This window comes from Murdochiella massiliensis (genome assembly GCF_900059565.1).
Lineage (GTDB): Bacteria > Bacillota > Clostridia > Tissierellales > Peptoniphilaceae > Murdochiella > Murdochiella massiliensis.
In genome coordinates this window covers 270,875-294,439 of sequence record NZ_FIZW01000002.1, presented here as the reverse complement: position 1 = coordinate 294,439, position 23,565 = coordinate 270,875, and the positions used below count along the sequence as shown (strand labels likewise).

Genomic DNA, 23,565 nt, shown 5'->3' with positions numbered 1-23,565 from the left:
CCGGCAAAACAGAGCGCCGATGCCGGTGCTCTGTTTTTTTGTACCGCGTCGTTGTACAATAGGCGAAAGACGAAAAAGGAGGGACCAAAATGATTCAACCGAGTATTATGGCGGGATTTATGGAGCTTTTGCCCGAAGAACAGGTATTGTTTGAGCATGTTAAACAGGCGATTGAAAAAACATATCAGCATTACGGATATTGGCCTTTGGACACCCCGGCAATCGAAAAGAATGAAATTCTTTTTGCCAAGGGTGGTGGCGAGACAACCAAACAGATCTATCATATCGAAAAGGGAGAAAATTCGGTTGATCAGTCGTTGCGCTTTGATTTGACCGTTCCGCTGGCGCGCTACGTGGCGCAGCATTCCTCGGAGTTGTCCTTCCCGTTCCGCCGCTATCACATCGGCAAAGTCTATCGCGGGGAGCGCAACCAGAAGGGACGCTATCGTGAGTTTTATCAGGCCGACGTGGACGTCATCGGGCTTGATGAGCTCTCGGTGATCAATGACGCCGAGTGCCCGGCGGTTATCTACGAAGTTTTTCGCGCCTTGGAGATTCCGGGCGTACACATCCACATCAATCACCGCGGCATGCTCAACGGATTCTTTACGTCCATCGGCATTCGCGATGCCATGGAAGTGTTGCACGCCATCGATAAGCTGGCAAAAATCGGTCCGGATGCCGTGGGTGATCTGCTGGAGATGAGCGGAGTCAACAAACAGCAACAGGAAGAGATTTTCCGCTTTATCGGCTTAACCGACGATCGTCCGGCGGAAGAACGTCTCGAAGCCTACAATCAGACGCTTGCCCCGGATGCACCGGGCGCCGAACAGTTCAAACAGGGTTGGGCGGATCTTCAGCTCATCATGAAGGGAATGCAAGGCTTCGGCATGCCGAAAGAAGCGATTGTTCTTGATCTGTCCATCACGCGCGGCTTGGATTACTATACCGGCGTGGTGTATGAGACCTTCATTGAAGGGTATGAATCCATCGGTTCCGTCGCTTCCGGCGGCCGATACGATGACCTGGCGTCCAACTTTACCAAGCTCAAAATGCCGGGCGTCGGTATCTCCATCGGTGTGACACGACTCTTTTATCAGCTGCGTGAGGCGAATCTTATCCAGCCGAAAAAAGGGGAGTACATTCAGGCGATGGTCTTGCCGATGAGCGATGCCGAATTGGACTTCTCGCTGGAATGCGTGCATGCGCTGCGCGATGCCAATATTCGGGTGCAGCTGTATACCGAATCGGGAAGAATGAAAAAGAAATTTTCCTATGCGGATGCTATCGGCGTACGCTACGTTCTGATCATTGGAGAGAGCGAGCGGGAAGCCGGTGTCGTCAGCCTTAAGGATATGCAAAGCGGTGAACAATCAACAATGATGCTTGCGGAAGCAATTGGTATCATGCGCGATGCGAGTGGAAGGGGGAACGAATGAAAGTTTACACGAAGGACGGCAGCGCCCTGGAATTACAGGAGGGTGCAAACGCATTAGATGCCGCCAAGGCCATCAGCCAGGGCTTGGCCCGCAATGCACTGGCAGCAGAGATTAACGGAGAGGGTGCGGATCTGCGCACCGTTTTGCACGACGGCGATAAAATAGCCATTTGCACCTTTGATGACGAATATGGCCGTCTGGCCTTCCGTCATTCCACTTCGCATTTGATGGCACAAGCCGTGCAGCGCCTTTACCCCGAGGCACATTTAGCCATCGGACCCGCTATTAAAGAAGGATTCTACTACGATATCGATTTTGGCGATACAGTGCTTACCGATGAAGATCTGCCGAAAATCGAAGCGGAAATGAAAAAAATCGTGAAGGAAAATCCGGACATCACGCGCTTTACGAAATCGCGTGAAGACGCTATTGCTTTCTTCAAGGAAAAACAGGAACCGTACAAAGTGGAGCTGATCGAAGATCTGCCCGAGGATGCGGTCATCAGCTTTTATCAGCAGGGCGATTGGGTAGACCTGTGTGCCGGCCCGCATCTGATGAATTTCCACGGCATTAAGGCGATTAAGCTGACCAGCCTTGCTGGCGCGTATTGGCGTGGCGATGAGCATAATAAGATGCTCACCCGCATTTACGGTACCAGTTTTCCAAAGCAATCCATGCTGGATGACTATCTGGCACGCATTGAAGAGGCTAAAAAACGTGATCACCGTAAGATCGGTAAAGACATGGAGCTCTTTGCCTTCATGGAAGAAGGTCCCGGTTTCCCGTTCTTCCTGCCTAACGGCATGCGCCTGAAGAATGCCTTGCTGGATTACTGGCGTGAATTGCACAAAGAGGCAGGGTATCTGGAAATCTCTACACCGACGATTTTGAATCGCCAGCTGTGGGAAACCTCGGGTCACTGGGATCACTATCGTGAAAATATGTATACCACGAAGATCGATGGGGAAGATTATGCGATTAAACCGATGAACTGCCCGGGCGCTATGCTCGTATACAATTCGAAGCCGCATTCCTATCGTGATCTGCCGCTGCGTTTGGCGGAACTGGGCAATGTCCATCGCCATGAGCTTTCCGGTGCGCTTCACGGCCTTTTCCGTGTGCGCAACTTTACGCAAGACGATGCGCATATTTTCTTAACGCCGGAAATGATCGAGGACGAGATTCGTAAAATTGTGGCATTGATCGACCGTGTCTATTCGAAATTTGGCTTTACGTATTCGATGGAAATCTCGACGCGCCCGGAGGATTCCATGGGCTCGGATGAGGATTGGGAAGTAGCTACTGCCGGTCTTAAGAATGCCTTGGATTCCTTGGGCAAACCCTATGAAATCAACGAAGGCGACGGCGCCTTCTATGGCCCGAAGATTGACTTTCAGATTGAAGACGTGCTGGGTCGTACCCGGCAATGCGCGACCATTCAGCTGGACTTCCAGCTGCCGCAGCGATTCGGCGCGGAATACATTGGTAAGGACGGTGAAAAGCACCAGCCGGTTCTGATTCACCGCGTGATTTACGGATCCATTGAGCGCTTCATCGGTTATCTTATCGAACAGTTTGCGGGCAACTTCCCCCTGTGGTTGGCCCCGGTACAGGTCGAACTCATACCGGTGAACAATGCGGCGCATGGTGAATTTGCAAAACAGATGGCAAAGGAACTCGAAGATCTCGGTGTCCACGTCGATGTGGATCTGCGCGAAGAAACACTGGGCAAAAAGATCCGTGATGCCCAGATTAAAAAATCCTTCTTGCAAATCGTGGTTGGCGACAACGAAATGTCCGAGCATACCGTCAGCGTCCGCATCCATGGCGAAAAAGAAGCCAAGAGTTACTCTTGGGAAGACTTCAAGAACTGGATTACGGAGCAGATTAAGACGCGTGCTTAACAAAGGTTACGCCACAGATTTTCTAAAGTGTGAGAAAACAGGGATTTCTTATACAATAACGATGCAACCTCTTAGGGGGTTGCATCGTTTTGTATACTGGAAATGAGCCGTTGTTTTTTTGAAGGCGGTGAAACCAAAATACAGCCGGTTGATCGCAATCGGTTATCGGATAAGGAGAAGATATGAACAGAAACCATGAAAAACAGAAGCATCGTACCTTGCGTATTGCGGCACTCTCTTTAGGCTTGCTGGTGGCACTCTCAGCCTGCAACAACACGCCGACGGAGGAAAAGGAAATGAACGCCACGAGTGAGGGGGTTGTCTCCGAAACGATGGCGAACAGTAAGGAAAACACGGCGGTAGCGCTTCGCGTGATCGCGTCGACAGATGCCATTTATGACTTTACGAAGCTGATCGGTCAAGATCGGGTGGAGGTCGTGGATCTCATTGAAGGCGATGCGGATGCGCACCATTGGGAGCCAACGCCGAAATTACTCATGCAAATCAATGAAGCGGATCTTTTTCTGCTCAACGGAGCCGGGCTGGAAAGCTGGTTGCCCGATGTGCAGGCATCCCTCACGGGAAAGGTCAAAAGCGTGGATCTTTCCGACGGGGTAACCTTGCGTAAAGGGGAAGAGGACCATGATCACGAGGAGGACCATGATCACGAGGAAGACCATGATCACGAGGAAGATCATGATGATCATGAGGAAGACCATGATGACGCCGATCACGATGACAAAGAGCAACATGAACATCATCATGGTGAATTTGACCCGCACTATTGGCTGAGCCCGAAAGCGGCAGCGATTCAGGCAAAAAATATTTATGAAGCATTAGTGGCATCCGACCCGCAGGGAAAAGAAGTCTATGATGCCAATTATAAAGCACTGCAGGAAAAATTTGAGGCGCTTGAGCGCGACTATGCGGAAAAGCTTAAACCGTATAGCGGGCGTAGCGTTATCGTTCCGCACGAGGCTTTCGGTTATCTCTTTGATGCGTATGGGCTCAAGCAAATCGGCCTTGAAGGCATGCTTGCCGACGGACAACCGAGTGCGAAAAAAATTGCAGAAATTGTTGATCTGGCAAAGAAGGAAGGCATCAAGACCGTATTCTATGAAGCATACGGTGATGACAAAGAAGCAGAATCCGTAGCCGCTGAAATCGGCGCAAAGACCGCACCGCTTTATACGCTGGAAGCCGAATCAAAAGAAGATCGTGCAAAAGGCGAAAATTACTTCACCTTCATGCAAAAGAACCTGGAGGCCCTTGTCGATTCATTCGGAGGAAAATAATGCAGGAAGTCTATCGACTGGAACACGTACAATTTCGCTATGCGCAGGAGAGAATTCTGGAAGATGTTACCTTTCGTGTGCATTCTGGCGATTTTGTCGGCATTGTCGGCGCAAATGGAGAAGGGAAAAGCACCCTTCTCCGGCTATTGACAGGAGAGCTTTCTCCCGATGCGGGGGATTTGTTCTTTTTTGGCGAAAAAGGCATACAGAGAAAAGCGATGCACCGCATCGCTTACGTGCCGCAGATGAACTCGGCCAGCGGAATGACCTTTCCGATCAGCTGTCAGGAGATGGTTTCGCTGGGTTTGACGCGCTCCATCGTGCCGCGCTTTTTTTTGAACGCTTCCGAACGAAAAAAAGTAGCCGCCTCTCTCCGTCATCTGGGGATGCTGGCGTTCGCCGATCGCAATTATCATGATCTATCGGGAGGACAAAAACAGAGGGTGCTGATCGCTAAAGCGCTGGTGGGGGAGCCGGATGTACTGCTTTTTGATGAACCGACAGCAGCGCTGGATCAAGAGAGCAAGGAACAGCTTTATCAAACGCTGGATCACATGAATCATGTCCATGGCATTACGATTCTCCTGGTTACCCATGAGATGGATATCGGCAAGGGCCATTGGAATCGACTGGCGCGCGTTTCGCATCATCGACTGGAGGAGGTGCCTTTATGCTGAACTATGCCTTCATGCAGCGCGCCATGATCATCGGTGTTTTGCTCGGCTTTATCATTCCACTCATGGGCGTGATTGTCGTGAATCGACGCACCTCTACGATAGGCGATGCCTTATCTCATTCGTCGTTAGCCGGCATCGGTTTCGGCCTGTTATTGGGGTTGTCTCCTTTAGTAGGGTCGATTGTGGTGACGATTCTTGGCGCGTTCGCGATTGAGCTCGTGCGCTATCGTTTCCCGAAAAGCGGCGATCTGGCGACGGCCATGGTGATGTCCATCGGCGTCGGGCTTGCTTCGGTATTATCGGATGTGGTGCCTACGACAATGAAATTTGAGACGTATCTGTTCGGTTCGATTGTCACCATTCGCCCGGAAGAAATGTGGATCAGCATCGCGATCAGCTTCGTGGTGTTAGTTTTGTTTTTTACGCTGTACTATCCGTTGCTTTATGTGAGTGTGGATTCGCACGGCGCGCGACTGACGGGTCTACCCATACGTCGAATGGACAACCTTTTTACGGCTATCTTAGCCATAGCGATTGCGATGGCGGCGCGCACCATAGGCGCGTTAATGGTTTCTTCGCTCATGATTTTACCGGTGGCGACGGCGCTTCTTTTCGCCAAAAGCTATCGTCAGGCCGTGTTTTCCGCCATGTTAAGTGGCGTTGTCATGGTAACGTGTGGCTTGACCGCATCCTACTATTTGGGATGGAAACCGGGCGGAACCATTGTCCTTCTCGGCATCGCCGGATTTCTTATTGCGCTCCTAATACAAAAATTACTTCGCCTGCGAGGTCATGGAAAGATTGAAACGGTAAAGAACGAACCACTTGACGAAGATCAAACGTTTTCTTGCAAAGAGAACGCTTGATTTATTATATTTTTAATTGATTATGAATTCGAATAAAAATATACTATTAGTGGGTTGAATCGCTTCTGTAGAGGAGGTAACAATGAAAGCTTATCGAATAAAAAAGACCTTTACGTTGTTAACCCTTGTCTTAGTGATGACGGTGTTTGGGGCATCTACCATTTTTGCAGACACACCTGATAAAGTGTTACGAGGCCCCGTGGATCCAACATGGTATGTCGAGGAAGAGAGAGTTTATTACAACAGTTATCCGATGAAGATATGGGTCGTAAAAGTATCACCTGGCGGCCAGAATTATGAAGGATACTTGCATGTAAAGAAGGCTTATCCAAGATCCAATACGGGAAGATATCGCGTAATTTATGGCGGCATGCTGTTGATATCCGGCAAATAGCAAAGGGAATTCATTCTTTCACAGATGAATGAGAAGGAAGCGATTCGACCCTTTGGTATTTATCACGATAACGATTGGAGAATGGTTATGGTGTTTTTTGAAGTAAAAAAGTTCGTCGAGAAGAAAATCGTTTTCCTCATACTCTTTTTTGCGTTTTTGTCTTCCTTTGTAGGCATTCTTCTGCAGAAAGAACAGACGTTGTCGCAACGTCAGTTCCTCGTTGCATCCGATCAATTTGTTCCTTTTCCGATGTTTTTAGCGATGAACCAAAATGAGGTGACAGAAGAAGAGAAAACTAAATATGAAGCGGCCATCTATAACGCTCCTAATGCGGATATCTCCTATGCCTTAGAAGCGGAAGTAAAAAATGTTCCGTTATCGGATCCTACTTATTATGAACGATATCATCGTTTGCTACAGTACAAGTTAGACGAGTATACACACTATATAGAACTTTATGATGAAATGACAGCAAAAAACCCAAGGCTGAAAACGGAACAGAGCGAAAAAATAGCCGAAATCGGGCGATGGGAAAACTATAAAAATCAAAAAATCGTGTCCGAAGGCCTTCAAGATCCCTATTATCCCATGCATTCGGGTGGGGATGATTTGGTACAAGCGTTCTTATTACAGCAGGAGCATATTTTCGGGGTTTGGCAACTCTTGTTTTTCCTCGTATTATTCTCCACCTTTTACTCCAGAGAACGAGAGCAGGGAACCTTATCACTCCTGCATACCCAAGCCTATTCGCGACGCAATATTCTGAGCGCTAAGGCAGTTGTGATAGCCTTCGGGGTTTTGCTGTACACGATAGCTGCATTTTTGTTCTTTACAGCAATCAGTGCCTTCTGCGGTATGCCCTTCACCGGCTTTCAAGATATATATCGCCTCATCACCGGCGAAAAGGCGTACACGATAATCCGCGGATGGCTTCTGATTCTCCAAGTCATGGGCGCCTTTTTTGTCACTGCGTTTATGGTTTCCTTGTTTGCTTTGTTTTTAAGCACGCGCTTATCGGGTGAACAGGCATTGGCTGTGAGCTTAGCCTCGTTTGCTATTCTTTATGTATTCACCAACAACACAACGTGGTTGCGACACATTGCTAACCCGATGTATGGTGTACAGTCTTTTAACGTGCTCTTAGGATATTTTGCTCTTGAGACAGATGCGGCGGGTATTACCACACTTAAAAGAGTCCTTACCGTTCCATGGTATAAGTACGGGCTGTACGTTTTTATGGCCCTATTTTTCTTCCTTTTGAGTTGCTTTCCTAAAGAGCAGGTGACCACTTCGCGTTTTACGCGGCATACGTGGCGTATTTCTTCTCTGCCTGCTTTTGAACAAAAGAAAAGTCTGTTGTCGCAAGGCACCTTCATTTATTTGTTGGCTTTTGTGATTTTGGTCGTTTCCAATTTTTTCATTTTGTCAAAAATCGATCATAATACCGAACTCGAAAATTTGGGGGAACACAATAGTCAATTTGAGGCGCTTCAAGATGGAATAAAAGGTCAGCAACAAGCTTTAGATGAATTTGATGCCCGTATTGCGGCGATGGATTCGTCAAAATGGTCCGACGAGGACAAAGAAGAGGTGAAGCGGGATCGCGACAATTATGTGGCAGAGCTTGACAATGCAAAAGAACAACTGGCTCTTTATCAGTCAATGATCAATGCCTACAAAAATAAAGATGGTAAAGAATTCTACAATCTTGCGGCACGGATGCAACAGACGGAGGGCAACATCGATTATACGCCCGGTTTAGCCAATGATTTCCCCGGTGATCTGACATCAGCGATGAAACAAGAATTCCTGCAAAAAGCATCGGAACAGAATTGTCCGCCGATGTTTTCCTTTGCACCGCATGTTTCTGCCTTAGAGACACATAAGGATCCTTCCTTTATCGAAAAGAATTCCGAAAATGCCGGCTATGCCTCCCATAGCGCAAGTTACTTACCGTTTCGATTGATTCGAAGCCATCAATTGACGCTTTGGGTCGACGCTCTTGTGCTCCTGATTGCAGGCGTCGGTTACGCCATCGACCGGGAACATGGATCGCAATGCGCTTTTCTTTTCACCAACGGACTCTCGCGCAGACGGTATACGTTGATCAAGTTTTTTGCACAATGGGGACTTGGAATTGTCATTTTACTGATTGCTTTTCTTTTTGTCACGCTCATCGGCCTTGTGTCGGGCGGCATCGGCGACTATAACTTTCCGGTAACGGTTTATCAAGAGATGGCAACGAAAACCATTCCCATGTGGCATTACTACCTACGCTGGTTTATCGCGATGATCGGCAGCGTTACGTTTATCGTTTCTTTGCAGATGGCGTTATCGCTTGTTATTGACAATAAAGCAAAGCTTCTGGGCGCCTTTGGCTTACTCACGGTGATCGGCCTATTGTTCACAAAAGCTTTCGGTCCGCTCAAGAACCTGAATCCCTTTATCTACTTGAAATCCAATGTCGTTGCGGATCAATCCATCGCCATTATTGCGCATACGAATCTGTTTTCCTATCCGATCGCCCTGGCTGTTCTTTTCGGCTGGTCGCTTCTTTGGTTACTCTTGTCATACAGGTTCGTGAATCGTTTGAAAGTGAAATAGGAGGGAATTATGTCCATTTTAAAAATCGAAAACGTGACGAAAAAGTACGGGCGTCATGAAGTATTAAAGGGCGTCAACCTTCTTTTAGATAAACCCGGTATTGTGGCGCTTGTCGGGCCGAACGGGGCAGGGAAGTCCACCCTCTTCAATATCATTTCTAATCTGTTAAAGCCCACTGCCGGCACGATCGAAGTGATGGGGAAAAAGAATACAGACCCATCGATCTTTTTCGAGGTGTCTTTTCTGAAGGATAATCGTGTGCTCTACGACTATCTGACCGGATTCGATCATTTGGATTTCATTCGTCTTGCACAGAAACTTCCGAAAAGCCGAGTGGATGAGGTCATTGAGGAAATGAACATCGCCGGCTATGTAAAGAAAAAAATTGGCACGTATTCTTTGGGAATGAAGCAACATCTGCTTATTGCGATGGCACTTCTCAACAAACCAAAACTTTTGATTTTGGATGAGCCGTTAAATGGTCTGGATCCGACGTCGGTCATTTTGGTTCGACGTTTGCTCAAAGCCCTCGCTGAGGAAGGCTCCGTTGTTCTCATTTCTTCGCATACCCTCAGCGAGATTGACCAGCTTACGGACAATATTCTATTTCTTAAAGACGGACGCCTTGTCGAAAGCGCCTTCGACGTCACGCAGACGGCGGAAGAGAGGTATTTGAGCGTGTTTCCGGAAGAAGTGGAAAAACTTGCTCATTGAGCTCATAGACATAATGCGGATACCCAATCAAAAAGGCCTCCCCGAATTGGGGAGGCCTATTACATCGGAAAGGAAAAAACTTATTTCACTTGGCTGATCAACGCCTTGAAGTCTTCCGGTTGATGGATGGCCATCTCGGAGAGCATCTTGCGGTTGATGTTGATGTTCTGTTTTTTCAGACCATTCATAAAGGTTGAATAGTTGGTGCCGTTTTCGCGGCAGGCCGCGTTAATGCGGGCAATCCACAATTGACGGAACTGGCGCTTGCGCTGTTTACGTCCAATGTAGGAATATTGCAGCGATTTGATGACCGCCTGTTTCGACACGCGATAGAGCTTGGATTTTGCACCGTAATAGCCCTTCGCCTGTTTTAAGACTTTCTTATGTGTTTTCTTGGCGTTGACGCCACCTTTTACACGTGCCATGGTTCGTGCCTCCTTTAACGCGGCAGCATCTTGTCGATGCGCTTCATATCACTTTTGCTGACGACGGTCGACTGACGCAGATGACGGATGCGCTTGCCGGTGTACTTTCCGGTCATATGGCTTTTTCCGGAGAAAAAGCGTTTCAGTTGACCTGATCCGGTGCGTTTGAAACGCTTGGCCGAACCGCGATGGGTTTTCATTTTTGCTTTCATGATCGCTCCTTAACTTTCTGTTTTCGGCTCCACCAGCATGACCATGCTGCGGCCTTCCATTCTCGGATTTTGATCCATCTGTCCAACATCCTGCACCAAAGCGAACAGACGTTCGAGTACTTCGCGTCCCTGTTCCGTATGACCCAATTCGCGGCCGCGGAAGCGAACGCTTACTTTGACCTTATCTCCGGCATCCAGGATTTCATAGATCTTCTTTGACTTGGTTTCCAGATCATGATCATCAATGCGCGGACTCAGGCGAATTTCTCTGGTTTCGCTGTTCTTCTGGTTTTTGCGCTGTTCTTTTTGCTTTTTGAGCGTGTCGTAGCGATATTTGCCATAGTCCATCAGACGACAGACGGGCGGATTCGCATTCGGCGAAATCAGCACCAAGTCCAAATGTTCGTCTTCCGCCTTAGCGTTGGCATCCTGAATGGACATGATGCCCAGTTGCTCGCCGTCGGCGTCGATCAAACGGACTTCTTTTGCGCGGATTTGCTCGTTGATAGCCAGTTCCTTAATAGTGCACCTCCTGTTGAACATAAAAAAAGCGGGCAAAGCCCACTCTAACACGCAAATTCTACGGAATTTGTCTTCAGAAATAACCGAACAACCGTTGGCGGTCGGTGAGAGTGGGAGCTCTTCTTGATCCGTTGGTAGTATAGCGCACTATCTTCCATTGGTCAAGCGCTGAAACCAAGAGTGCGTTATAATAAGAAACATATGTCGGCAGGCGGCAAGAAAAGCGTCGGCGACCAAGAAGGAGCTATTGTGGATCATTTACGACAACCGAAAAAGACGGTGCTGGATAAGTTGAAAAGGAATACACCGTTATACTTTCTATTGGGCTATTTAGGCGTCATCGTGCTGGGAATGCTTTTGCTGATGTTGCCGATTTCGGCGCAGGATGGACAGATCACCGCATTACCGGACGCCTTGTTTACAGCCACTTCCGCCGTTTGTGTGACGGGACTTTCTCCCGTCGTTACGGCTGAGCATTGGACTCTGTTCGGTCAAATCGTCCTCATTCTGCTCATTCAGATCGGCGGATTGGGCATCATGACCTTCGTGGCCTTATTCGGCCTGCTCACCAATCAGCATTTTTCCATCGCGGACCGTAAGCTGTTCATGGAAGAAAAAAACCAAAATGAATTAACCGGCATGGTTCGCCTTATTAAATTCATCATTCTTGCCACCTTTGCCATTGAAGGCGCAGGGGCGATTTTGCTCGCGATACGCTTTGTTCCGCAATTTGGCATGGTGAAGGGCCTGTGGTTTTCCGTATTTCATGCGATTTCCGCTTTCTGCAATGCAGGTTTTGATCTCATCGGTTCGGAGAGCCTCATGCCGTACCAACAGGATCCGCTGGTTCTGTTAACGATCGCTACACTCATCATCCTTGCCGGCATCGGTTATACCGTTTATCTGGATCTATGGCATGCACGAAAGGGGGAACGGCTGCACCTGCATTCCAAAATCGTTTTATCTTCCACGGCAATCTTATTGGTTGCCGGAACAGTTTTGATTTTTCTGATGGAAGCGAATAACCCGCAAACGATGGGAGCTCTTTCCCTGCCGGAAAAGGGACTGAATGCTTTTTTTCAATCGGTGACGACCCGTACGGCGGGCTTTTATACCTTTGCCCAGGAAAAAATGACACAGGCCGCCGGACTGAGCAGTATGTTTCTCATGTTTGTCGGCGGATCGCCGGCCGGAACAGCGGGCGGCCTTAAAACGACGACCATGGTCGCTTTGCTTTTGGGCTTAGTCAGTGCACTGCGCTCGTCGCGTGATGTATCGGTCTTTCGTCGCACCATTGCACAGGAGGTCGTACACAGCGCGTTCGTGCTCTTTGCCTTGGCAACGCTTTGGAACATCCTGGCTCTGTTTTTCCTCAGTATTACCGAGCAAGCGATTCCGCTGGCCAACTTGCTGTTTGAAACCGTCTCCGCCTTCGGCACGGTCGGCTTGACGCAAAATGTCACGCCGCAGCTGAGCGTTGCCGGTAAGATGATCATCGCGCTTACGATGCTGTATGGAAAACTGGGTCCGTTAACCCTTTTACATGCCTTGATTCCTAAAGCGCGGCAACAGAACAATCGTTTGGCGGAAGAACACCTTTTGGTGGGATAGGAGAAAATATGGAAACAAAGAAAAAATCCTATGCGGTAATCGGCTGCGGACGCTTCGGCCGAAGTTTAGCACTGGAGTTAACAAAACAGGGGATGGAGGTACTGGCGGTGGATGCGTCGGCGGAAGTGGTCAATGATCTTGCCCAAGACGTGACCGTCGCCGTACAGGCGGATGTCACGCAGGACGGAGCCTTGGACGGCATCGGCCTGAAAGACGTGGACGTCGCCATTGTCGCTATGAGCGGTGATTTTGAATCCTCTATTATGGCGGCCACCATCTGTCGGGAAAAGAATATTCCCATGGTGATCGCCAAAGCCAAGGACTCGCGGCACGGTCGCATTTTGCACCGCATGGGCGTAATGAAGGTCATCCTTCCGGAACGTGAAGAAGGCATTCGACTTGCCCATTTGTTGACGGAGAACTCCATTTATGAGCATCTGCGCATGTCGGAAGAATATTCCATTGAGGAGTTTCCGGTTCCGGAAACGTGGATCGGTTCTAATTTGAATGAGTTGAACATTCGCCAGTTGCTGAATATCAGCATTATCGCTATCAAGCGCAAGGGTGAAGTGCAAATCAACCCCGGTCCGGAGGACGTCTTTCAACAGAATGATGTATTGTATGGGCTGGGCTCAAACGAAGATTTTCAAGGATTGGATCAATGGGTTGCACAACGTCGAAGCTGAATCGTCTGGAAAGTCCACAAAATGCACGTTATAAGTGCTGGCGATCGCTTCTTTCCCCGAAGGGCCGAAAAAAAGAACGGTGTTGTCTGGTGGAAAGTCGAAAGCTCGTCGCCGATGTCTTTGATGCGGAAGGAGAAGTGCTCACGGTCTTGCTTTCTGAGGAGCATAGGGATGCTTGGAAGGCGATGCTCTCCTATCGACGAAAAGCGGGGGAAACACAGCCGGCGGAGATTGTTGAGCTGCCCGTTTCCCTTTTTCGGAAGCTCTCCACCATGGAGCATCCCGACGGCATCATTGCGGTGGTTCGCCTTCCCGAGGAACGTCCGGTGAGCCATGCGGCCTTTCGCTGGCTGTTGTTGGATCATCTGCAGGATCCGGGAAATGTGGGCACCCTTTTGCGCAGCGCGGAAGCCTTCGGCTTTACACATGTCGCAACGCTTGCCTCAGCAGACGTTTTTAGTCCAAAGTGTCTTCGTGCCGCCATGGGATCCACCTTTCGTTTGACCATAACCAACCTGAAAGAAGGTTCATTTTCGACGTGGAAAAAGCAATTGGACCTGCCACTTTATGGAGCGGAGTTGCAAGGCGAACCTGTCCAAAGATGCGATTGGCCGGCATACTTTATCTTAGCGGTGGGCAATGAAGGAAACGGCATCTCTACGGAAGTGCGTGCGGAACTCGATTATCCGGTCACAATTCCCATGCAGGGAGAAGGGGAATCGCTGAATGCGGCCATTTCGGGGTCAGTGATCATGGCGATGGCACAACGGTGATGAGTAGGAAAAGCAAAAAAGACACGCCGCAACGGTGTAATGTGTATAGACGTTCAATAGAGCGCGGAATTAGGAAGTGAGGAAATGATGTTGGAAAAACTGGAGGCCCTTCGTGAAGAGGCGCTCAAGCGCATTCGGCAGGCTTCTTCTGCAGAAGAACTGGAGCAACAACGTGTAGCGTATCTGGGCAAGAAAAGTCCGTTGATGGAGTTGTTGAAGAACCTGCGCACCTTGGAACCGGAAGAACGTCGCGCTGTAGGCCAGCGCGCAAACGAGGTTAAACAGGAGTTTCATGAAGCGATCCGCGAGCGCAAAGAGGAGTTGATGGATGAAGCGAGTGTGGTGGACCATCCTCTGGACCTCACCAGACCGGGGACGATTCCTTCTCTTGGCGGATTGCATCCGAGCATTCAGATGTTGTACGACCTTAACGATGCCTTCCAGTCCATGGGCTTTGTATTATTCAGCGAAGACGAGATATCCAGCGAAAAATATATCTTTGATAATTTGAATTTTCCGCCGAATCATCCGGCGCGTGAATCGATGGATACCTATTGGATTGCCGGAACGGAACAGAAGCACGGTGCGGAAAGACTGGCTTTGCGTCCGCATTTAACCGGTGCCTCCGTGCGCTATTTGCTCAAACACGGTGCGCCGGCACGTTTCATTTATCCCGGAAGCGTATTTCGTAACGAAACGACCGATGCCCGTCATGAACGCGCGTTCATGCAATACGAGGCGCTCATTGTGGAGAAGGACTTTTCCTTTGCGTCCGGAAAATTGCTCATTGATACCATTCTGGAAAAGGTCTTCGGCCATCCCGTGCGCACCAGAATGCGCGCCGGCTTTTTTCCTTTCGTGGAGCCGGGCTTTGAAATCGATATGGAGTGCCAGGTTTGTCATGGGGAAGGTTGCCGGACGTGTCACCATTCGGGCTGGATTGAGGTCATGCCCGGCGGATCGCCGCATCCGAACGTGTTGAAGGCTGCCGGATTGGATCCCGCCGTCTGGTCGGGATTCTACATCAATATCGGCCTGGATCGTCTCGTGATGATGCGCTACGCGGTGGATGATGTGCGCTTATTCCACAGCAATGATTTGCGTTTTCTGAAGCAGTTCCATTAAGGAGAAGGACATGAAACTTTCCTATAATTTATTAAAACAATACGTCGCGCTTCCGGAAGATCTCACCATGGAGCAGCTGGCCTATGACTTGACCATGCGCACCGTGGAGGTGGAAGGAACGACGGACTTGGCGAAGCGATATGAACGCATCGTCGTCGGTAACATCAAGACCGTGTCGCCGCATCCGGATGCGGATCGTCTGCGCGTGGTGCAGGTCGATTTAGGCGATGAAGGGGTACGACAGATCGTTTGTGGCGGAAGCAATCTCGTCGAAGGACATAACGTGATCGTTACGCTTCCCGGCTCCTTCGCCGTGTGGCATGGAGAAGGCGAACCGGTACAAATCAAAGAGGCCAAATTGCGCGGCGTAGATTCCTACGGGATGATCGCCGGTGCGGCGGAAGTCGGCTTGGAGACGCTTTTCCCCACGAGTGAATCGCATCATATCGTGGATTTAACCGAAGAAGGCATCGATCAGGAAGTTGAGCTTACGCCGGGCATGCCGATTGCGGAAGCTCTTGGTCTTAACGATCAGATTTTGGAGATTGAGAATAAATCCATCACCAATCGTCCCGATTTATGGGGGCATTACGGCATTGCACGTGAACTTTCCGCCATCTATCATGCCGAGCTGAAGCCGATGGATGCGGTGCAGAATATTGATGTGCCGGCCTATCCGCTCAAATTGGTACATCCCGAACTTTGCGGACGCATGCTCGCCGCACAATATACCGGGGTGGACAGCAGAAAAGCTCCTTTGTGGATGCGCGTGTTACTGATGAAATGCGAGATTCGTCCCATCAACGCACTGGTCGATATGACCAATTATGTCATGATGGTCTATGGTCAGCCGACGCATGCGTATGACGCCGATCATATTGAGGGCGGATTGCTTGCGCGTCGTGCGGAAGAGGGGGAAGCGTTGGAGCTTCTGGACGGTAAACAGCTGACCCTGAGCAAGGAAGATCTGGTCATTGCCGATCACCAAAAAGCATTGGGATTGGCGGGTGCCATGGGCGGAAAGCACGATTCCATTTCTGCGCAAACGCGTGAAACGGTATTGGAAATCGCAAATTTTAAGCCGGAAACCATTCGCAAGACCGCGCAGAAGTTCGGCATTCGCACGGAGGCTTCTTCTCGCAATGAAAAAGGCATTGATGCCCAACGTATGGATCCCACCTTCGGCCTTTGGCAGAAACTCATACATGACATTTTCCCGGAAGCGCGTCTTGTCGCTTTTGCGGAGGAACAGAAACGCGTGACAGAAAAAGCCGAAGTACGCGTTAGTCGCGAATGGCTTTCCCGACGGCTGGGTCGGTCGCTTTCCGTTGAAGAGATCACGGAAATGTTGGAACCGCTCGGCTTTACGGTTTCCTGTGCCGACACGGAAAACAAACATGAACAAGGGCTTATCGTGACCGCTCCAACGTGGCGTTCGACAGGCGACATCTCTCTTCCGGATGACATTCTGGAAGAAGTCGCACGCATGATCGGCTATGAAAACTTTACGCTCATTCCGCCACAGGTGACGCTGACGGGGGCACTGCATCAGCCGCAGATGGATTTGGAACGCAGGATCCGTGAAACGCTCGCACATTCTTTCGGCTTTCAGGAAATTCTTTCGTATCCCTGGGTAAAAGAGGAATACGCCGAGCTTTGCGGGGCAAATCCGGAGGAAATGCTTCGTCTGGAACAGCCGCCGGCACCGAATCAGGCGACATTGCGTACGTCGCATGTGCCCAATATCATCGAGGCGATTGTGAAGAATGTGCGCTTCTATGATGCGTTCCGCCTGTTTGAGCTGGGTCAGGTCTATTGCGTCGGTGCGCAAAGTCCCTCCACGCCGGATGAAGTGTTGCCGGCAATGCATCGTGAATTGGCCGGTGCCGTGGTGGGCAATAATCCGCAGGAACTGTTTTATACGGTAAAAGGGGTTCTGGAAGCACTGGGGCAGGCGGTACAGACCGACACCTTTTCCTTTGCACGTGAAGAGCGCCCTTACTGGGCGGATCGCGAGGCTTGGTTGACGATCATGGTTCGCGGAGAAGCCGTCGGCGTGATGGGACTTCTTTCCACACGTACCAAGGCTCGTGCCGATATCAAATATCAGGATGCCTGCCTCTTTGTTGTGAACATGGAGAAACTGAAGGCTTTTGATTCGCGCACCAATACCTTTACCGCACTTCCGCAATATCCTCATGTTTTCCAGGATCTGTCGCTTCTGGTTCGTGAAGAGACCACATGGAAACAAATGGAAGAAGCCATCGGCGATCGTGCCGTATCCATCGCCTTTGTCGATGAATACCGCGGAAAGCAGATTCCTGAAGGACACAAATCGGTCACTTTGCGTGTCGAATTAGCCTCCGATGAGGGTACGCTTACGGCAGAAGAGATACATGCGCACATGAAGGAAATCCGTGATGCGCTGGCGGATGCGGGTGCCACGTTGCGGGCACAATAATGAGATGATAGGACAATAGGGAAAAGAGAAGGAGGTTGTCATGGCATCACGCAATCGAATGGAAGTCAAGATTTTCGGACAGAGTTATGTGTTACACAGTGCGCGCGACGAGGCGGAAATGCGTAAAGTGGTCTCTCTGGCAACCAAAGCGATCCAAGATTCCGCTTCTCCACAGACGCGTTACAACAATACCATGCAAGCAACCTTGGCCTGCATGAATTTAGCCGACGCCTGCCTTCAAGCGCAAGCGGAAGCAGAAGCGGCGCATGCTGAGGTGAAGCAGGCGCAGGAGCAAGCGAAAAAGGCACAAGCGGAAGCGAAACAATGTCTCGAAAAGAATCGTGCCTTAACGGAACAGATACAGCAGCTCAAAAAGTCGATTGGCGCACGTTCGACGCAATCCAAGGCAAAGGGAAGCTCCGGGATGAACCAATGAGCCGACCGGAAATTCTTGCCCCTGCAGGCAACATGGAGATGGTTCGCGCCGCCTTTGCTGCAGGGTGCGATGCGATCTATGTGGGCGCAAAACGCTTCGGCGCACGCGCTTATTCGGAAAACTTTGAAGTGGCGGAACTGATTGCGCTCATCGAGGAAGCGCATCGCCGTGGTGTTCGTGTTTTTCTTACGGCCAATACGCTCATCCGGGAAGACGAGATGGATGCTGTGCTCGCGTTATTGCGTCCGCTTGCCGATGTCGGTTTGGATGCGGTCATTTTGCAGGACCTCGGCTTGATGGCCCGACTGAAACGGGAGTTGCCGAAGTTGGAACGTCATGCTTCGACGCAGATGTCCGTTACGTCACTGGACGGTGCATTGGCATTGCAGGGTCTTGGCTATACTCGCGTGGTACTTGGCCGGGAGACCAGTATAGAAGAAGCGGAACGCATCGTGAACGAAACCGATCTCGAGGTGGAAGTGTTTGCGCACGGCTCTCTCTGCATCTCGGTTTCGGGACAGTGCTACCTGAGCGTTTTTTCCGGAGGACGAAGCGGAAATCGGGGAAGCTGCGCACAGCCATGTCGAAAGACGTACACGATTGAACGCTCGGATGGTGAAATCCTCGGTGCGGAAAATACCTATCTCAGTCCACGCGATCTGATGACGCTTGATCGTGTAGCGGAATTTGCACGCCTCGGCGTACAGGCGTTAAAAATCGAAGGGCGTATGAAAAAGCCGGAGTACGTCTTTGCCGCCGTATCGGCCTATCGAAATGCTCTTCTTCAGCAACCCTATGATGCGAAAGGACTGCAACGGATGACCAATCGTCCGTTTACCAAGGGCTTTTTCTTTCATGCCTTTGGAACGGATGTAGCTTTTGACCGAAAACAATCCGGAGGCGAATGCATCGGAACCATTGGCGTGCAGGCGGACGGCCGGCGCTTTGTGGTTACGCAAACGTCGCTTGCCGCAGGAGATATGCTCATGCTGCAGGGAAAACGCGGCGCCTTTCCGTACACGGTATCCGACGATCAGCCGAAAGGAAGTAAATTGCTGTTTCCGATGCGCGACATCCCCAAGGATTCGCCGGTTCTTCTGGTGTATACCGAGACGGTGCGAAAAAAATTGCAGGAAGCGTTAGAAGCGGAGACGAAAAAGGAAGACCGACTGCCGCTTCAGCTCTCGGTCTCGATTGCGCCGGAAAAGCCTCTTCGTGTGACGGCAAGAAGCGGTCGGCAGGAAACGGTGTGGGAAGGGAAAATGGTCTCGACAGCGCGTTCTCATGCGCTTGATCGCGAAACGGTGGAGCGTGCATTTCGCAAAGTGGGAAATACGCCTTTTGCACTGGAGGAACTCACTCTTTCTTTGGCGGAGGGGACGTTTGTTCCGGTCAGCAAATTAAATGCGGCAAGACGCGATGCATTGGCTGCCTTGTCTCGCACGTTAAGCCGTTCGGTTTTACGCGATAAGCCGTCGCTTCCGAACGGGACACCGGCAAGCGCCTTTTTCTTGGAAGACACCCCTAAATGGAGAAAAGGGGAAAATAGCGTCGTCGGTGCATACTGCATACATAACAAGGAGAAACAGGCGCCCAACACACCGCGTATTCTTCTCGAAACGGATCGCGATCCTACCGCGTTCTCCGGCGTACTTGAGACCGCTGATCGCGTGTTGCTGTCGGATTTGACCCATGCCAAAGCTTGGCAAAACGCGGGAATTCCGGTCGACTGGGCGTTTCCGCTCCTGCAGGAGAGCGATGCCGCACGTATCTGCTGGGATGAAGCACGCGAGTTATCCTTTCCTTTTGATGGCATTACCGTTCGCACATTCAACGAATTGGGGCACGTGCTGCGGGGAATGGAGCAACTCCCGCAGCCGATATCGATCGCCTTAGGCTTCGGCTTCAATTTACGTAACAGCGATGCGTTTTTGGAAGTCGCCCGTTGGGCAAAAGAAATGCCGATCGTTCGCACGGCGATTTCCGTAGAATGCGAAGAGGAAGAAGATTTTGTCTTCCCGTCCTCTGCTCTGGAAGCGGAAATGCTCTATTTCGGTCCTGCACCGGGTATGCTTTTGCGTCATTGTCCTTGTGCCTTATTAAAATGTTGCCGTGATGAGCGGCATTGTGCAACCTGTGCGTTTCGGCGAGATGTGCTTCTTGTCGATCGTTACGGGAAACGACCGATGGTGCGGAAGAAAGGCTATACGGAGCTGCTCTCACCGACCAGAATTGATTTGCGAAAAGGCTCGGCGCTGTTTTCCCGGCTTAAGCCTTCCTGGCTTCGCGTGGTGGATGTCGGGTCAGAGACCTACGAAGTACTGAAAACGGTAAGGAGAAGTCATGCAGGATAGCGTATTAAAAACGCTGGAATACGATAAGATATTGGCGCTTGTCGCAGATCATGCCCAATCTGCCATCGGGCGTGATCGCATATTGGCCCTGCGCCCTTCAACAGAGCGCGAAACGGTTCTGCAAACGCAGGAGGAGACGGCGGATGCCGTGCGCCTTCTGTTGGCTTTCGGAAATCCGCCGCTCTTCGGCATTTATCCCATTCGCGCCGCACTGAAACGCGCAGCGCTCGGGGGTGTGTTATCCATGCGGGATCTTCTACATATTGCCGATACGCTTCGTGTTTCGCGCGAATTACAGCGTTATGTGGCGGAAGCGGAAGATGGCGTTATGGTGCGCGCTATCCACAGTCTCTTTTTGCAGGATGGGCTGGAACGGGCGATTTCGGATTCCATTTTAACGGAGGACACGATGGCCGATACGGCTTCACGTGCGTTATATACCATCCGACAGAAACTGCGAACCAAAAATGACCAAATTAAGATCCGTCTCAATGAAATTTTGGCGCATGCCGCGCAGGCGGGATACCTCAATGAAAATTTAATTACGATGCGAGACGGAAGATATGTCTTGCCGGTAAAGGCGGCTAATCGCAACCAGGTGAAGGGTGTTGTACACGATTCTTCCGGAAGCGGACAGACAGCTTTTGTCGAACCGCTGGCCATTGTCGAGCTGAACAATGAAATTCGCTCGCTTGAGGGGGAAGAAGAAGAGGAAATTCAGCGCATTTTAGCTGATCTTTCGCAGGAAGTCGCCGAATTTGAAGAGGAATTAGGCGGAAATGAACAGGTGCTGATCCATCTGGATTTCACCTTTGCCAAGGCGCAATATGCGCTGGCCACCGGTTGTTCACAACCGACATTTTCGATGGATCGTTCCATCGCCTTGCAACAGGCGCGACATCCTTTGCTGGGAAAAAATGTCGTGCCCATCGATATTCGTCTCGGCAAGGACTATACGACGCTCATCATTACCGGTCCCAATACGGGCGGAAAGACCGTAACGCTGAAGACGCTTGGTCTTTTACAGGCCATGGCACAGTCCGGCCTGCAAATTCCGGCACGAACACCGTCGGTTGTGGGAATCTTTTCGTTCATTTATGCCGATATCGGCGATAAGCAGTCGATTGAGCAGAGTCTCTCGACCTTTTCAGCATCGATGACCAATATTGTCCATATTTTAGCGTCGGCGGATCGTGATGCTCTGTTGTTGTTTGACGAACTCGGATCGGGAACGGATCCCACGGAAGGCGCGGCCATGGCCATGGCGATTCTCAAGCAGCTGCGTGATCAGGATATTCGGACCGTAGCTACAACACATTATGCAGAGCTGAAACTTTTCGCCATTCAGGAGGAGGGCGTACAGAACGCCTCGGTGGAATTTGATGTGGAGACCCTTTCGCCGACCTATCGTCTTGTCATCGGCTTGCCCGGACGATCCAATGCCTTTGAGATTTCCAAGCGGCTCGGACTGTCGGAGGATATTCTCCGGGAAGCGGAGAGCTATTTGGATCACGGCACCATTCGCTTCGAGAACGTATTGGCCGACATTGAAAAAAGCCGACAGGCTTCCGAGGAGGAACGCCTGCAGATTCGCCGTGAACGCGAAGCCTATCAGCAAAAACTGATCCATATGAAGCAAGAGCTGGAACAGGCGCAGCAAGCCTATGAAAGACGCATGCAAAATGCGGAACAGCAGGCTCGCGATATTATCAAAGAAGCGCGTGAGACTGCGCAGGATATGCTTCGCGATGCGAAAGATGCGTTAAAAGGAGAGCGTCCGGCGCTGGATCGTGCCTATAATAAAGTGCATGAATCGGCTAAAGACTTTGAGAAAAAACATCAAAAGGTCAAGGCGGATACGAATCGTCCGGGTCCTCAAAATCTGCAGATGGGCGAGAGTGTAAAAATTCTTTCGCTCAATCAAACAGGTGTTCTGGTCGAAGGGCCGGATCGCAATGGGGATGTCAAGGTGCAAATGGGCATCTTGTCGGTGAGTTCCAATGTGCGCGACTTGGCTCGTGTGGCCGAGCCCGATCGCATTGTAACCCCTAAAGCATCCTCTTCTTTCGTATCGGTTAATACTGCACAGAATTCCTTGCCGTATTTGGATTTGCGCGGGGAACGGTTTGATGATGCCATGCGCACGGTGGATAAATATTTAGATGATTGTGTGTTGGCAGGGTACAATAAAGTACGTATCATTCATGGTAAGGGAACCGGAGCCCTTCGTAAGGGCATTCATGAACGGTTAAAACATGATCGCCGTGTCGTCTCCTTCGCCTTTGCCGATGTACGAGAAGGCGGAACAGGCGCTACGGATGTGGTGTTGAAATAGGAGGAACGATGGAAGACATCAAAAACGTCTATACAACCTTTTGGGAAGATTTGAAGGTGTTGAGCAAAGCGTTTCCGACACTTCTTTTGGCAGCGTTGGGCTATGCTCTTGCGCAGAAGCTGCTTTCGCCGGTGACGGCCGCTGCCGGCTTTTTGGCCGGGGGCTTTCTTGCGTGGCTCATTGAGATGGCCATCAAGACCCATTTTGCGACGATCATGACCGCGCTTTTTGCCCGGGAAAAATTAATGCCCAAAGACCTCGCTCAGTTTGATGGGAACTTTTTTCCGCCTTTGACCCAGGCCTTCTTTTTGCTCTTTGTCGTCGAGTTCTTTGCTTCCCGCGTGCTTTCGCCACTTCTTCCCGCACAGCTGCTCTTATTTATCGGCCTCGCCTGGAAAGTGTTTACCGCACCGCTTTTTGAAGTGGTCTACCTTGCGCATGAACCATCTGCACATCTCTTTTCTGCGATGATCGAATTTTGGCGCGATAACTGGCAGCCCATGCTTCTATACAGTGCGGTATGTATCGCTGTGGCATTGCTGTTTTATCCCGTTGTTTTTTCGACGGCGGTCTTTTCCATATACGGTGCCGGCGCTATCGCCTTACAAGCCGTTCTCTATGCGGCTTATGGCCTGACGAAAGGGATTCTTTTCCGCATATTATACTTTTCGACGCCACGTTCACGCGCCTATCATCATCAATTTGACCGAAAGCGCAGATAATATCTACAAC

At 50.4% G+C, this 23,565-nt stretch carries 20 protein-coding genes; 17 read left to right on the top strand and 3 right to left on the bottom strand.

Annotated features, from left to right (window positions below; all coding sequences use genetic code 11):
• Positions 1 to 89: 89 nt before the first annotated feature.
• The 8 genes from hisS (at position 90) to BN3910_RS02950 (ending at position 9,893) form a co-directional block, all read left to right on the top strand.
• On the top strand, positions 90 to 1,439 hold the full coding sequence (gene hisS / locus BN3910_RS02985; protein WP_066924176.1) for a histidine--tRNA ligase: 1,350 nt from the start codon (positions 90 to 92) through the stop codon (positions 1,437 to 1,439).
• A complete protein-coding gene (thrS, locus tag BN3910_RS02980) occupies positions 1,436 to 3,343 on the top strand; it encodes a threonine--tRNA ligase (protein WP_066924174.1) in 1,908 nt (635 codons plus the stop codon). The genes hisS and thrS overlap by 4 nt, the downstream gene beginning before the upstream one ends.
• Positions 3,344 to 3,525: 182 nt before the next feature.
• Positions 3,526 to 4,638 (top strand): metal ABC transporter substrate-binding protein, encoded by a 1,113-nt coding sequence (locus tag BN3910_RS02975; protein ID WP_066924172.1) that lies wholly within the window; start codon positions 3,526 to 3,528, stop codon positions 4,636 to 4,638.
• Entirely contained in the window at positions 4,638 to 5,315 is a 678-nt protein-coding gene (locus BN3910_RS02970) for a metal ABC transporter ATP-binding protein (protein WP_066924170.1), read from the top strand. Before BN3910_RS02975 ends, BN3910_RS02970 begins: the two co-directional genes overlap by 1 nt.
• On the top strand, positions 5,309 to 6,181 hold the full coding sequence (locus tag BN3910_RS02965; RefSeq protein ID WP_066924168.1) for a metal ABC transporter permease: 873 nt from the start codon (positions 5,309 to 5,311) through the stop codon (positions 6,179 to 6,181). The genes BN3910_RS02970 and BN3910_RS02965 overlap by 7 nt, the downstream gene beginning before the upstream one ends.
• An 82-nt stretch (positions 6,182 to 6,263) precedes the next feature.
• Complete coding sequence (locus BN3910_RS02960; protein ID WP_066924166.1) at positions 6,264 to 6,575, top strand: hypothetical protein; 312 nt, start codon at positions 6,264 to 6,266, stop codon at positions 6,573 to 6,575.
• Positions 6,576 to 6,599: 24 nt separating this feature from the next.
• Entirely contained in the window at positions 6,600 to 9,179 is a 2,580-nt protein-coding gene (locus tag BN3910_RS08065; RefSeq protein WP_066924164.1) for an ABC transporter permease subunit, read from the top strand.
• A 9-nt stretch (positions 9,180 to 9,188) separates the two neighbouring features.
• Complete coding sequence (locus tag BN3910_RS02950) at positions 9,189 to 9,893, top strand: ABC transporter ATP-binding protein (protein WP_066924162.1); 705 nt, start codon at positions 9,189 to 9,191, stop codon at positions 9,891 to 9,893.
• Between the two features lie 80 nt (positions 9,894 to 9,973).
• Here the strand turns inward: BN3910_RS02950 and rplT are convergent, their stop codons facing one another.
• The 3 genes from rplT to infC are packed head-to-tail and all read right to left on the bottom strand — an operon-like array spanning position 9,974 to position 11,073.
• Positions 9,974 to 10,318, bottom strand: coding sequence for a 50S ribosomal protein L20 (rplT, locus tag BN3910_RS02945; RefSeq protein WP_066924160.1), 345 nt, complete (start codon positions 10,316 to 10,318; stop codon positions 9,974 to 9,976).
• Between the two features lie 14 nt (positions 10,319 to 10,332).
• Positions 10,333 to 10,530: a 50S ribosomal protein L35 gene (gene rpmI, locus BN3910_RS02940; RefSeq protein ID WP_019189787.1), complete on the bottom strand. Its 198-nt coding sequence runs from the start codon at positions 10,528 to 10,530 to the stop codon at positions 10,333 to 10,335.
• Between the two features lie 9 nt (positions 10,531 to 10,539).
• The gene (gene infC / locus BN3910_RS02935; RefSeq protein ID WP_066926149.1) at positions 10,540 to 11,073 is read right to left on the bottom strand and encodes a translation initiation factor IF-3; all 534 of its coding nucleotides are present in this window, start codon (positions 11,071 to 11,073) and stop codon (positions 10,540 to 10,542) included.
• A 228-nt stretch (positions 11,074 to 11,301) separates the two neighbouring features.
• Here infC and BN3910_RS02930 point away from each other — a divergent pair, with 228 nt between their 5' ends.
• The 9 genes from BN3910_RS02930 (at position 11,302) to BN3910_RS02890 (ending at position 23,555) form a co-directional block, all read left to right on the top strand.
• Positions 11,302 to 12,663 (top strand): TrkH family potassium uptake protein, encoded by a 1,362-nt coding sequence (locus BN3910_RS02930; protein WP_187367681.1) that lies wholly within the window; start codon positions 11,302 to 11,304, stop codon positions 12,661 to 12,663.
• A gap of 8 nt (positions 12,664 to 12,671) precedes the next feature.
• Positions 12,672 to 13,349 carry a potassium channel family protein gene (locus BN3910_RS02925; protein WP_066924156.1) on the top strand — a complete coding sequence of 226 codons (678 nt, stop codon included), beginning with the start codon at positions 12,672 to 12,674 and terminating at the stop codon, positions 13,347 to 13,349.
• Complete coding sequence (locus BN3910_RS02920; protein ID WP_066924154.1) at positions 13,325 to 14,122, top strand: TrmH family RNA methyltransferase; 798 nt, start codon at positions 13,325 to 13,327, stop codon at positions 14,120 to 14,122. The genes BN3910_RS02925 and BN3910_RS02920 overlap by 25 nt, the downstream gene beginning before the upstream one ends.
• Positions 14,123 to 14,206: 84 nt before the next feature.
• Positions 14,207 to 15,247, top strand: a complete 1,041-nt coding sequence (locus BN3910_RS02915) for a phenylalanine--tRNA ligase subunit alpha (protein ID WP_197457219.1) — start codon at positions 14,207 to 14,209, stop codon at positions 15,245 to 15,247.
• Positions 15,248 to 15,257: 10 nt separating this feature from the next.
• Positions 15,258 to 17,708 carry a phenylalanine--tRNA ligase subunit beta gene (gene pheT, locus BN3910_RS02910; protein ID WP_066924150.1) on the top strand — a complete coding sequence of 817 codons (2,451 nt, stop codon included), beginning with the start codon at positions 15,258 to 15,260 and terminating at the stop codon, positions 17,706 to 17,708.
• A 40-nt stretch (positions 17,709 to 17,748) separates the two neighbouring features.
• The gene (gene zapA / locus BN3910_RS02905) at positions 17,749 to 18,144 is read left to right on the top strand and encodes a cell division protein ZapA (protein WP_066924148.1); all 396 of its coding nucleotides are present in this window, start codon (positions 17,749 to 17,751) and stop codon (positions 18,142 to 18,144) included.
• Positions 18,141 to 20,498: a peptidase U32 family protein gene (locus BN3910_RS02900; RefSeq protein WP_066924147.1), complete on the top strand. Its 2,358-nt coding sequence runs from the start codon at positions 18,141 to 18,143 to the stop codon at positions 20,496 to 20,498. The genes zapA and BN3910_RS02900 overlap by 4 nt, the downstream gene beginning before the upstream one ends.
• On the top strand, positions 20,488 to 22,833 hold the full coding sequence (locus BN3910_RS02895; protein WP_066924145.1) for an endonuclease MutS2: 2,346 nt from the start codon (positions 20,488 to 20,490) through the stop codon (positions 22,831 to 22,833). The genes BN3910_RS02900 and BN3910_RS02895 overlap by 11 nt, the downstream gene beginning before the upstream one ends.
• An 8-nt stretch (positions 22,834 to 22,841) precedes the next feature.
• Positions 22,842 to 23,555 (top strand): hypothetical protein, encoded by a 714-nt coding sequence (locus tag BN3910_RS02890; RefSeq protein ID WP_066924143.1) that lies wholly within the window; start codon positions 22,842 to 22,844, stop codon positions 23,553 to 23,555.
• Positions 23,556 to 23,565 lie beyond the last annotated feature (10 nt).

Bases quoted from the DNA above. Each gene is read 5' to 3' on its own strand.
- BN3910_RS02900 (WP_066924147.1), top strand. From the start codon at position 18,141: ATGAGCCGACCGGAAATTCTTGCCCCTGCAGGCAACATGGAGATGGTT.
- BN3910_RS02895 (WP_066924145.1), top strand. From the start codon at position 20,488: ATGCAGGATAGCGTATTAAAAACGCTGGAATACGATAAGATATTGGCG.
- infC (WP_066926149.1), bottom strand. From the start codon at position 11,073: ATGTTCAACAGGAGGTGCACTATTAAGGAACTGGCTATCAACGAGCAA.
- thrS (WP_066924174.1), top strand. From the start codon at position 1,436: ATGAAAGTTTACACGAAGGACGGCAGCGCCCTGGAATTACAGGAGGGT.
- BN3910_RS02965 (WP_066924168.1), top strand. From the start codon at position 5,309: ATGCTGAACTATGCCTTCATGCAGCGCGCCATGATCATCGGTGTTTTG.
- BN3910_RS02970 (WP_066924170.1), top strand. From the start codon at position 4,638: ATGCAGGAAGTCTATCGACTGGAACACGTACAATTTCGCTATGCGCAG.
- hisS (WP_066924176.1), top strand. From the start codon at position 90: ATGATTCAACCGAGTATTATGGCGGGATTTATGGAGCTTTTGCCCGAA.
- pheT (WP_066924150.1), top strand. From the start codon at position 15,258: ATGAAACTTTCCTATAATTTATTAAAACAATACGTCGCGCTTCCGGAA.
- rplT (WP_066924160.1), bottom strand. From the start codon at position 10,318: ATGGCACGTGTAAAAGGTGGCGTCAACGCCAAGAAAACACATAAGAAA.
- BN3910_RS02925 (WP_066924156.1), top strand. From the start codon at position 12,672: ATGGAAACAAAGAAAAAATCCTATGCGGTAATCGGCTGCGGACGCTTC.
- rpmI (WP_019189787.1), bottom strand. From the start codon at position 10,530: ATGAAAGCAAAAATGAAAACCCATCGCGGTTCGGCCAAGCGTTTCAAA.
- BN3910_RS02920 (WP_066924154.1), top strand. From the start codon at position 13,325: ATGGGTTGCACAACGTCGAAGCTGAATCGTCTGGAAAGTCCACAAAAT.
- BN3910_RS08065 (WP_066924164.1), top strand. From the start codon at position 6,600: ATGAATGAGAAGGAAGCGATTCGACCCTTTGGTATTTATCACGATAAC.
- BN3910_RS02890 (WP_066924143.1), top strand. From the start codon at position 22,842: ATGGAAGACATCAAAAACGTCTATACAACCTTTTGGGAAGATTTGAAG.
- BN3910_RS02915 (WP_197457219.1), top strand. From the start codon at position 14,207: ATGATGTTGGAAAAACTGGAGGCCCTTCGTGAAGAGGCGCTCAAGCGC.
- BN3910_RS02950 (WP_066924162.1), top strand. From the start codon at position 9,189: ATGTCCATTTTAAAAATCGAAAACGTGACGAAAAAGTACGGGCGTCAT.
- zapA (WP_066924148.1), top strand. From the start codon at position 17,749: ATGGCATCACGCAATCGAATGGAAGTCAAGATTTTCGGACAGAGTTAT.
- BN3910_RS02975 (WP_066924172.1), top strand. From the start codon at position 3,526: ATGAACAGAAACCATGAAAAACAGAAGCATCGTACCTTGCGTATTGCG.
- BN3910_RS02960 (WP_066924166.1), top strand. From the start codon at position 6,264: ATGAAAGCTTATCGAATAAAAAAGACCTTTACGTTGTTAACCCTTGTC.